The 9,963-nt window shown below is 75.2% G+C and carries 12 protein-coding genes; 2 read left to right on the top strand and 10 right to left on the bottom strand.

Annotated features, from left to right (window positions below; all coding sequences use genetic code 11):
- Nucleotides 1-836, bottom strand: an 836-nt coding sequence (locus tag VIM19_14505; protein ID HEY5186078.1) for a hypothetical protein, incomplete at its 3' end; no start/stop codon positions are given.
- Between the two features lie 48 nt (nt 837-884).
- Nucleotides 885-1,814, bottom strand: a complete 930-nt coding sequence (locus VIM19_14500; GenBank protein HEY5186077.1) for a MerR family transcriptional regulator — start codon at nt 1,812-1,814, stop codon at nt 885-887.
- Nucleotides 1,815-1,952: 138 nt separating this feature from the next.
- Between VIM19_14500 and VIM19_14495 the strand changes: the two genes are divergently transcribed.
- The gene (locus VIM19_14495; GenBank protein ID HEY5186076.1) at nt 1,953-2,243 is read left to right on the top strand and encodes a WhiB family transcriptional regulator; all 291 of its coding nucleotides are present in this window, start codon (nt 1,953-1,955) and stop codon (nt 2,241-2,243) included.
- Between the two features lie 87 nt (nt 2,244-2,330).
- Here VIM19_14495 and groL read toward each other — a convergent pair whose 3' ends face one another.
- Both groL and groES read right to left on the bottom strand, forming a co-directional pair.
- Nucleotides 2,331-3,968, bottom strand: a complete 1,638-nt coding sequence (gene groL, locus VIM19_14490; protein ID HEY5186075.1) for a chaperonin GroEL — start codon at nt 3,966-3,968, stop codon at nt 2,331-2,333.
- 88 nt (nt 3,969-4,056) lie between these two features.
- Nucleotides 4,057-4,350 carry a co-chaperone GroES gene (gene groES, locus VIM19_14485; protein HEY5186074.1) on the bottom strand — a complete coding sequence of 98 codons (294 nt, stop codon included), beginning with the start codon at nt 4,348-4,350 and terminating at the stop codon, nt 4,057-4,059.
- A 188-nt stretch (nt 4,351-4,538) separates the two neighbouring features.
- On the opposite strand from groES, the gene VIM19_14480 reads away from it, so the two are divergent.
- Nucleotides 4,539-5,720 carry a class I SAM-dependent methyltransferase gene (locus VIM19_14480; protein HEY5186073.1) on the top strand — a complete coding sequence of 394 codons (1,182 nt, stop codon included), beginning with the start codon at nt 4,539-4,541 and terminating at the stop codon, nt 5,718-5,720.
- Here VIM19_14480 and tsaD read toward each other — a convergent pair.
- From tsaD to VIM19_14450, 6 genes are read right to left on the bottom strand one after another with little or no spacing between them, the layout of a single operon-like run.
- The gene (tsaD, locus tag VIM19_14475; protein HEY5186072.1) at nt 5,710-6,765 is read right to left on the bottom strand and encodes a tRNA (adenosine(37)-N6)-threonylcarbamoyltransferase complex transferase subunit TsaD; all 1,056 of its coding nucleotides are present in this window, start codon (nt 6,763-6,765) and stop codon (nt 5,710-5,712) included. The two genes, VIM19_14480 and tsaD, sit on opposite strands and share 11 nt — an antisense overlap.
- Entirely contained in the window at nt 6,762-7,208 is a 447-nt protein-coding gene (gene rimI / locus VIM19_14470; protein HEY5186071.1) for a ribosomal protein S18-alanine N-acetyltransferase, read from the bottom strand. Before rimI ends, tsaD begins: the two co-directional genes overlap by 4 nt.
- A complete protein-coding gene (tsaB, locus tag VIM19_14465; GenBank protein HEY5186070.1) occupies nt 7,205-7,861 on the bottom strand; it encodes a tRNA (adenosine(37)-N6)-threonylcarbamoyltransferase complex dimerization subunit type 1 TsaB in 657 nt (218 codons plus the stop codon). The genes rimI and tsaB overlap by 4 nt, the downstream gene beginning before the upstream one ends.
- 23 nt (nt 7,862-7,884) lie before the next feature.
- Nucleotides 7,885-8,343, bottom strand: coding sequence for a tRNA (adenosine(37)-N6)-threonylcarbamoyltransferase complex ATPase subunit type 1 TsaE (tsaE, locus tag VIM19_14460; GenBank protein ID HEY5186069.1), 459 nt, complete (start codon nt 8,341-8,343; stop codon nt 7,885-7,887).
- Nucleotides 8,340-8,909 (bottom strand): uracil-DNA glycosylase, encoded by a 570-nt coding sequence (locus VIM19_14455; protein HEY5186068.1) that lies wholly within the window; start codon nt 8,907-8,909, stop codon nt 8,340-8,342. The genes tsaE and VIM19_14455 overlap by 4 nt, the downstream gene beginning before the upstream one ends.
- Nucleotides 8,906-9,961 carry an alpha/beta hydrolase gene (locus tag VIM19_14450; GenBank protein ID HEY5186067.1) on the bottom strand — a complete coding sequence of 352 codons (1,056 nt, stop codon included), beginning with the start codon at nt 9,959-9,961 and terminating at the stop codon, nt 8,906-8,908. The genes VIM19_14455 and VIM19_14450 overlap by 4 nt, the downstream gene beginning before the upstream one ends.
- Nucleotides 9,962-9,963 lie beyond the last annotated feature (2 nt).

Raw genomic sequence — 9,963 nt, 5'->3', positions numbered from 1 at the left:
TCGGCGATCGACTGGACGGCGCTGCGCGCACCCGACAGGGGCTTGGCGGCCTTCTCGGAGTCGTCCGCCGCGAGCATCGCGCCGAGCATGGCCCGGGACGGCCACAGCAGCGGCAGGCAGCCCAGGCTCTCCGCGAGGGTGGCCGCCCGCCGCAGCGTCCCGGCCGCCCCGCCCGCGTGGCCGGCCTGCAGCTGCGAGACGCCGAGGAACAGCAGTCCCTTGGCCACGTGCCTCGGTGCGCCCGACTCCTCGGCCAGCACCACGGCCTTCTCGGCCGCGGCGATCGCCTCGTCGGCGTCCTCACCGAGCAGGGCGATTTCGGAGCGCACCCAGTTGAGCCGCACCCGCTGCCGCCACCAGTCCACCCGGCCCGCGGCCAGCGTGGCCGCGGTGGCCAGCTCGGCACGGGCGGTGTCGACGTCGGCGAGCCCCACGGCGTCCGCCGCCAGGCCGAGGCGCGCGTCGAACACTGCCTCCTCGGCCTCGCCGGCCAGCTCCAGGGCGCGCTCGTCCAGCTCCCGGGCGGCCTGGTGCCGGCCGAGCTGGCGGTGCACGCTGGCCGACGTCGACGCGGCCAGCGAGGCGAACAGCCGCCGGGTCGGGACGTCACCGGGGTCGTCGAGCAGCGGAGCCAGCGCGGACAACGCGCTGCCGTAGCGGCCGGACGCCCCGAGGTTCACGCCCAGCAGCCAGGTCGCTGCCGTCGCCTCGTCGTCGCGGCCCTGCGCGTGCGCCATCTCCACGGCCTTGCGCAGCGGGCCGACCCCATCGCCGGGACGTCCGTGGAAGGCCGCCCGCTCCCCCTTGGCCAGCAGCCCCTCGAGCTCGTCCGTCACGCGCCCCTCCTCGTTCGTCGGCGCGAGGCTACCGGACCCCGGCTCCGCTCAGCCGACGGCGGCACCGCTGATCAGGGTCACCGCGTCGGTCAGGTCCTCGACATGGACGGCGGGCGGCGGCACCGACCGGCCCCAGCCGGGTCCACCCGTGACCAACAGCGGCGCCGGGCGCTGCCTCGGCAGCTCCTCGAGCTGCCCGACGTCCCCGGTCGCGGTGAGCTGGGACCAGACGAAGACCACCGCCGGGCCGGTGCGCCGGACCGCGTCCGCGAGTGCCTCGGTGGGGACCCGTGCCCCGAGGATGCGCACCCCCACCTGTCGCTCGGCCAACGCGGCGGCCACCGCGTGCAGGGGCAGCGCGTGCTGCTCCTCGGCGGCACTGGCCAGCAGCACCGGGCGACGGTTCCGCGGCTCGCGCAGCCGGGCGGTCACCGCGTGGAACGCGGCCAGCACGCACTCCGAGAGCAGGTGCTCGACGTCCACCCCTCGCCCAGTGGCCTCCCATCGCCGGCCGGCGGCCACCAGGACGGGGACGACGAGGGTGTCCCAGGTCGGCACCACCCCCCGGCGCTCCACCGAGCGCCGGACCAGGTCGGTGACCGTCGCGGCGTCCAGCGCGCTGGCCGCACTGGCCAGGCTCCGCATGGTGGGGACCCGCCCGCCAACGGTGGGCGGCGGTTCCCCGAAGCCGTCCGGTCGTGGGCCCGGGCCGGGCGCGGCGGGGCTGGCCGCTGGTTGCGCCGGGAACGGCGTCGCGAGGGCCACCCGGGCCGCCTCGCCGGGGGCGACACCGTCGAAGGTGAGCCGGCGCATCACCTCGAGCCGGTTCAGGTCCTCGGGGCTGTACCGGCGGTGCGCCCCGCTCCGGCGGTCGCTCGGGCCCAGCCCGTAGCGCCGGTCCCAGGTGCGCAGCGTCCCCGGCGCGACGCCCAGCCGGCGCGCGACGGCAGCGACGGTGAGGGCCGGGGCAGCTGACATGGCCCCATTCTCGGGGCGGTGCCCGGGACCCGCCACCGGAGCGCGCCGCGGCCCCGGACGCCACCCGGTCAAACCAGTGCAGGAGTTGTTCATCGTGGTCGCTTGCTTCGTAGTTGAATCGGTTATAACGTCCTCGGCATGGCCGACCTCTCCCGACTCCCCGGACCCCTCGCCGACCTGTGGGACTGGCAGCTGCGGGCCGCCTGCCGCGACGCCAGCACCGAGCAGTTCTTCCACCCCGACGGCGAGCGCGGAACAGCCCGGCAGGCCCGCATCCGGGCCGCCAAGACGATCTGTGCCCACTGCCCGGTGCAGCCGCAGTGCGCGGCGCACGCGCTGCGGGTGCGCGAGCCCTACGGCGTGTGGGGCGGAATGTCGGAGGAGGACCGCGAGCTGTACCACAGCCGTCAGCTGCCCACCGCGGTCTGACCCGGCCGGGCACGCAGCACGCCGAAGGGTCCGGCACCCCCGGGGGGGTGCCGGACCCTTCGGCGAGGTCCGGGCTCGGTGCCGTGCTCAGTGGTGGTGGCCACCCGGGCCGTGGCTGTGCCCGTGCCCGTTGCCGGCGGCCGGGGCTTCCTCGACCGGCTTGTCCGCCACCAGCACGTCGGTGGTGAGCAGCAGGGCCGCGATCGACGCCGCATTCAGCAGCGCCGAGCGGGTCACCTTGACCGGGTCGATGATCCCGGCGGCCACCAGGTCGACGTACTCGCCGGTGGCGGCGTTCAGCCCGCTGCCGACCGGCAGCTCCGCCACCCGGGAGACCGCCACGAAGCCCTCGGTCCCGGCGTTCTCGGCAATCCAGCGCAACGGCTGGACGACGGCCCGCCGGACCAGTGCCACGCCGGTGGCCTGGTCACCGGTGAGCCCGAGGTCGCCCTCCAGCACCGTCGCGGCGTGCACGAGGGCCGAGCCGCCGCCGGCGACGATGCCCTCCTCGATGGCCGCGCGGGTCGCCGAGATCGCGTCCTCGAGCCGGTGCTTGCGCTCCTTGAGCTCGACCTCGGTGTAGGCGCCCACGCTGATCACGCAGACCCCGCCGGCCAGCTTGGCCAGCCGCTCCTGCAGCTTCTCGCGGTCCCAGTCGGAGTCGGTGCGCTCGATCTCGGCCTGGATCTGGGCCACCCGCTCGGTCACCGCGGCGTGCTCGCCACCGCCCTCGATGATCGTCGTGTCGTCCTTGGTGACGACGACCCGCCGGGCGCTGCCGAGGACCTCCAGTCCGACCTGGTCCAGCTTCAGCCCGACCTCGGGCGCGACGACCTGGGCGCCGGTCAGCACCGCCACGTCCTGCAGGATCGCCTTGCGGCGGTCCCCGAACGCGGGCGCCTTGACCGCCACGCCGTTGAACAGCCCACGGATCTTGTTGACCACCAGGGTGGACAGCGCCTCGCCGTCGACGTCCTCAGCGATCACCAGCAGCGGACGGCGCGACTCGACGACCTTCTCCAGCAGGGGCAGCAGGTCGGCGACCGAGGAGATCTTGCCCTGGCTGAGCAGGATGTACGGGTCCTCGAGGACCGCCTCCATCCGCTCGGCGTCGGTGACCATGTGCGGCGAGATGTAGCCCTTGTCGAACTGCATGCCCTCGGTGAAGGTCAGCTCGACGCCCGTGGTGTTCGACTCGTCGACGGTGATGACGCCGTCCTTGCCGACCTTGTCGAACGCCTCGGCGATCAGGGTGCCGACCTCGGAGTCCTGCGCGGACAAGGTGGCGACCGCGCCGATGTCCTGCTTGGTCTCGACCGGACGGGCGGCCTGCGTCAGCGCCTCGGCCAGCGCCTCGACTGCGGCCTCGATGCCCTTCTTCACCTCCATGGGCGCGGCACCGGCGGTGACCACGCGCAGCCCCTCGGCCACCATGGCCTGGGCCAGCACGGTCGCCGTCGTGGTGCCGTCGCCCGCGACGTCGTTGGTCTTGGTCGCGACCTCCTTGGCCAGCTGGGCCCCCATGTTCGCGTAGGGGTCCTCCAGCTCCACCTCGCGGGCGATGGTGACGCCGTCGTTGGTGATCGTGGGCGGGCCGAAGCTCTTGTGCAGCACCACGTTGCGGCCCTTGGGACCGAGCGTCACCTTGACGGCGTTCGCCAGCGCGTCGACGCCGTGCTGGAGCCGGTGCCGGGCGCTCTCGTCGAACTCGAGGATCTTGGGCATGGGAGTGGCAGTGTCCTTCCTAGAGAACCGCCCCGGGGCCCGCGGTCACGGGCCACCGGGGCGGTTCGAGTCGTTCGCGGAGCTGGAGCTACTTCTCCAGGACGGCGAGCACGTCGCGCGCGGAGAGGATGAGGTACTCCTCGCCGTTGTACTTGACCTCGGTGCCGCCGTACTTGCTGTAGATGACCTTGTCGCCGACGTTGACGTCGAGCGGGAGCCGCTGACCGTCCTCGAAGCGACCCGGGCCGACGGCGAGGACCTCGCCCTCCTGGGGCTTCTCCTTGGCAGTGTCCGGGATGACCAGACCGGATGCCGTGGTCTGCTCGGCGTCGAGCGGCTTGACGAGGATTCGGTCCTCGAGCGGCTTGATGGAGACCGACACGGTGAATTGACCTCCGACGAGAGTGGCGTGCGATGGGTCGGACCTCGGGCCTGGCGTCGCGGTGCCAGAACCGGTGTCACGTTGGCAGACTCACGGGGAGAGTGCCAGCCGACAGCCTAGGCAGGGGTTAGCACTCCGTCAACCTGAGTGCCAGCCGACCGGTGGCCCGCGTCGGGCAGGATGCTGCGGTGAACCTCGACGACGTCGCCGCCCTGACGTCGTTCGAGGGCCGGGCGCTGCTCGCGGCCCTCCCCGGCTATGACGACCGGACGGCGCTCGCCCTGGCCGAGCGGCTGCGCGCCGAGGGGCACCCGCCCGGGCTGGTCGCGGCCGCGCTGACCCAGCAGCGGCTGCGGGCCACGGCGCGCAGCCGGCTCGGCCCTGGGGTCGACCGGCTGCTGCTCACCCCGGACGGCGCCGAGCAGACCACGCGCCCCGCGGTGGCCGAGCACCGCGCCGCCCGCTACCAGCGAGCGGGGCTGACCCGGGTGGCTGACCTGGGCGCAGGGATCGGGGGGGACGCCCTCGCCCTGGCCGCGGCCGGTCTGCAGGTCCGGGCGGTCGAGCAGGACCCGGTCACCGCCGCCGTCCTCGCGGCCAACTGCGTGGCGCTCGGCCAACCGGTCGAGGTCGTCGTGGCGGCCATGGCTGCGGAGCACCTGGCCGGCTGCGACGCGGCGTTCGCCGACCCGGCCCGGCGGGTCGGCGGCCGCCGGGTGCTCGACCCGCTGCGCTGGCAGCCGCCGTTGCCGTGGGTGCTGGACCTGCCGGTGGACGCCCTCGGGGTCAAGGTGGCACCGGGCATCGACCACGCCTGGGCGACCGCCGGCGTCGAGCTGGACTGGGTGTCGATGGACGGCGACCTGGTCGAGGCGGCGCTGTACCGCGGACCGCTGGCCACCCCGGGGGTGTCCCGGCGCGCGAGCCTGCTCCCCTCCGGAGCGACCCTCACGGACACCGACCTGCCGGCCGGCCCGCCCCCGGTCGGCCCGGTGGGCTCGGTGCTGTACGAGCCGGCCGACGCCGTGCTGCGGGCCGGGCTGGTGGGCGCTGCGGCGCTGCGGGTGGGCGGCCGGCTGGTCGACCCGACCATCGCCTACGTGACGACCGACGAGGCACCAGCCGGCCCGGACCCGTTCCTCACCGGCTACGCGGTCGAGGCGGTGCTGCCGTTCCAGCTCAAGCGGCTGCGGGCCGCGCTGCGCGAGCGCGGGGTGGGCCGGGTCGTGGTGAAGAAGCGCGGCTCGGCGGTCGACCCGGCCGAGCTGCGCCGCCGGCTGCGGCTGGACGGCGACGCCGAGATGACCGTGCTGCTCACCCGCGTGGCCGGCGCGCCCACCGCGATCCTGGCCCACCCGCTCAGCCGCTGACCACCAGCACGTCGGTGACCGGCAGCGCCGAGTCGACCCGGTGGTCTAGCGCCGACGGTTCCCGGCCGCGGGCCACCATCTCGGCCCCCAGCGCGGCGACCATGGCCCCGTTGTCGGTGCACAGGCCCGGCCGGGGCACCCGCAGCCGGATCCCGGCCGCCTCGCAGCGCTCCTGCGCCACCCAGCGCAGCCGCGAGTTCGCGGCCACGCCGCCACCGATGAGCAGGTGGTCCACGCCGGTCTGCCGGCAGGCGTCGACGGCCTTCGCCGTGAGGACGTCGACCACGGCCTCCTGGAACGCCGCGGCGACGTCGGCCAGCGGCACCGGCTCGCCGGCCTGCTCCCGCTTCTCCACCCAGCGGGCCACCGCGGTCTTCAGCCCGCTGAAGGAGAAGTCGAACCGGTGGCGCTCGCGGTCCCGGGGCCCGGTGAGCCCGCGCGGGAAGACGATGGACGCCGGGTCGCCCTCGCGGGCCGCCCGGTCGATGTAGGGACCACCCGGGAACGGCAGGCCGAGTACCCGGGCCACCTTGTCGAACGCCTCCCCCGCGGCGTCGTCGATGGTCTGCCCGAGCGGCTCGATGTCGGCCGTGACGTCGCCGACCCGCAACAGCGAGGAGTGGCCCCCGCTCACCAGCAGCGCCAGGCACGGCTCGGGCAGCGGCCCGTGCTCGAGCTGGTCCACCGCGACGTGCGCGGCCAGGTGGTTGACGCCGTACAGCGGGCGGTCCAGTGCGAGGGCCAGCGCCTTGGCCGCGGCGTCCCCCACCAGCAGCGCGCCGGCCAGCCCGGGGCCGGCGGTCACCGCGACGGCGTCGACGTCGGCGAGCCGCACGCCGGCCTGGGAGCAGGCCCGCTCGAGCATCGGGACCATGGCCTCCAGGTGGGCCCGGCTGGCGACCTCGGGAACCACCCCGCCGAATCGCTCGTGCTCGGCCACGCTGGAGGCCACCGCGTCGGCGAGCAACGTCGTGCCGCGGACCAGGCCCACCCCGGTCTCGTCGCAGGAAGTCTCGATGCCGAGCACCAGCGGCTGGTCGCTCACGGCAGCCTCCGTCGCATGACCACGGCGTCCTTGCCCGGCCCGTAGTAGCCCCGACGGCGGGAGATCGGCTCGAACCCGAACCGTTCGTACAGCCGGCGGGCCCGGTCGTTGCCCTCGGCGACCTCGAGCAGCACCTGCGAGCAGCCCCGCGCGCCGGCGTCGTCGAGCAGCGCCCCGAGCAGCAGCGCCCCCACCCCGGTGCCCTGCCGCCGCGGGCGCACGGCCACAGTCTGGACGTCGGCCTCCGGCGGGACCGCGGCCAGCCCGGCGTAGCCGACCAGACCGTCCTCGTCGTCCTCGGCCACCAGGTAGGTGCGGGTCTGCGGGACACCGGCCAGCTCCGACCAGAACCCGCGCTCGCTCCACGGCTCGTCCGGGAACAGCTCGGTCTCCAGCCGCGCTGCCGGCTCGACGTCCCACCAGCGCATCGGGCGCAGCCTCACGCCAGCACCCGCTTGCGGCCGGTGGGCTCCACCGCGTCCGGGCGCCGCAGGTACAGCGGCGCCGCGGGCAGCCGGTCGGCCCCCGACGCGAGGGCCGTCACGGCCACCTCGGCCAGCGCGGCCGCGGACACCAGGTGTGGCTCCACCCCACGCGGGAAGTGCTCCGGGTACAGGTGCGGCCCCTGCCCGGCCACGTGCAGCCCCTCCATCGACCGGGCCAGGTCGGCCGGTCGAGCCACCCCCGGCTCCCCCACCCGGGAGCCGTCGGCCGCGTACAGGGCCCAGTACACCTCGCGCCGGCGGGCGTCGGTGGCGACCGCGAACGGCGATCCGGCGGTGGCGGCCACCACGTGCGCGATCGCGTCCAGCGAGCACACGCCGTGCACCGGGATGCCGAGTGCGGCGCCCATGGTCAGCGCGGTGACGATCCCGACCCGCAGTCCGGTGAACGGGCCCGGGCCGACCCCGACCGCGATGGCCGTCAGGTCCCGGGTGCGGACGCCGGCCGCGCCGAGGATGGCCGCGATCTGCGGGGCGAGCAGCTCGCCGTGCCGACGCGCGTCCACCGCGGTGGACGCGGCCTGCACCCGGTCGCCGTCGTGCAGCGCCGCGGTGACCGCGGGCGTCGCGGTGTCGAAGGCGAGCAGCAGCACGCCAGCAGGCTAGCCCGAGCCGGTCAGGCCGGGTCCAACCGGACGCCGTCCCAGCGGGCGCCGACGCCCGTGACGGTCACGGTGCGGGTCTCGTCGGCGTCCGACTCGCGGTCGATCCGCAGCTCCAGCCGGTCCTCGGTGAGGCCCTCGACCTTGCCCTCGCCCCACTCCACCACGGTCACCGAGTCAGCCAGCGTGGCGTCGAGGTCCAAGTCGTCGACCTCGGCGACGTCGCCGATCCGGTAGGCGTCGACGTGCACGAGCGGCGGACCGCCGTGCAGCGGCGGGTGCACCCGGGCGATGACGAACGTCGGCGAGGTGACCGGCCCACGGATGTCGAGCCCGATCCCGAGGCCCTGGACCAGGGTGGTCTTGCCGGCGCCGAGCCCGCCGGAGAGCACGACCAGGTCCCCGGCTCGCAGCAGCGGGGCCAGCCGACGGCCGAGGTCGCGCATCGCGTCGGCGTCCGAGACGGTGATCACGACGCTCCGCCCAGCGTCCCAGCGGCCAGCACGAGGTCCGCGGCCAGCGCCGCCCGCGGCGCCCCCTTCGCCCCGAACCGCAGGGCCGCCGACGGGTGGTAGGTGGCGACCAGCTGGTGGTCGCCACGGTCGTGCACCCGTCCGCGCACGTCGGTGATCCGCACCCCGGGGGCGAACGCCCACTCGGCCGCCGTGCCCCCGAGCGTGACGACCACCCGGGGCGCGGCGAGCGCGAGCTGCCGGTCCAGCCAGGGCCGGCAGCGCCCGACCTCGGCCCTGGTCGGCTTGCGGTTGCCGGGCGGCCGGCACTTGAGCACGTTGGCGACCGCCACCGTCAAGCGGTCCAGCCCGGCCGCGGCCAGCAGCTCGTCGAGCAGCTGCCCGGCCCGGCCCACGAACGGCACGCCGACCAGGTCCTCCTGGGCGCCAGGGGCCTCGCCGACGAGCAGCAGCTCGGCGCCGGGCGGCAGCACCCCGGGGACGGCGTGGGTGCGCGCGGCGGCCAGCTCGGGGCACGCGATGCACCGCCGCACCTGCGCGGCCAGCTGGTCGAGGTCCGCCGTCATGCGTGGCTCCGGGTCACCCGGTGCAACAGCCCGTTCAGCTCGGCGTCCACCCGGTCCGGGTACTCCAGCTGGATCAGGTGCCCGCACTCGGGCAGCACCACCAGCTCCGCCCCGGGAACCAGCCGGGCGATCTCCCGGCTGTGGCCGGCCGGCGTCAGCAGGTCGTCCGCACCGACCATGACCAGGGTCTCGACGCCGTTGAGCACCTCCAGCGCGGCGAACTTGTTGTGCGCGTTGAGCACCGGGAACAGCTCGGCCAGCGTGTCGACCGGCGTCGCGGCGATCATCTGCCGGACGAAGTCCACCTTCGCGGCCGACACCGGGGACGCGAAGGAGAGCCGGCGGGTCAGCAGGAAGTCCAGGTCGCTGCCGGTGCGCCGGCCGAGCTCGACCAGGTCGGGACGCCGGCCGAGCTGACCGAGCACGCCGGGCACCGCCCGGTACAGCCCCCGCGCAGCGGCCGCGGGGATCCCGAAGGTCACCTCGGTCATCCGGCCCGCCGACGTGGACAACAGGCCGACCCCGACCACACGCTGCCCGAACAGCTCCGGGTGCCGGTCGGCCAGCGCCATGACGGTCATGCCGCCCATCGAGTGGCCTACGAGAACCAGCCGCCCGGTCGGGGCGGTGGCCTCGATGACCGCCCGCAGGTCGGCCCCCAGCTGGTCGATGGTGTTCGCCTCGGGGGTGCCCCGGCCGGACCGGCCGTGCCCGCGCTGGTCCCAGTAGACCGAGCGGACCACGCCCTGCATGGACAGCCGCTGGTAGTGCCAGCTGTCCAGGTTCAGCGAGAAGCCGTGGCTGTAGACGACGGTGACGTCGTGCTGCGGGGCCAGCGGCGACGGCTCGTCGACCTCGACGTACAGCTCGACACCGTCGTCCGCCGTGACCACACGCGCCGGACCGTGCACGCCGCCGAACGGCGGCCCCGGCTCGTCCGCCCGCGAACCACGCAGCCGGGGCCGGACGACGCCCCGCTCGAGCACCGCGCCCACGGCGGCTCCGGCTGCGGCCAGCCCGAGGCCCAGGCCGAGCAGTCCGGGACGCTCCACGG

The organism is Actinomycetes bacterium (genome assembly GCA_036510875.1).
In the GTDB taxonomy this organism is placed as follows: Bacteria; Actinomycetota; Actinomycetes; order Prado026; family Prado026; genus DATCDE01.
The sequence above is the reverse complement of the archived record's forward strand: the minus strand, read 5'-3'. Positions and strand labels throughout refer to the sequence as shown.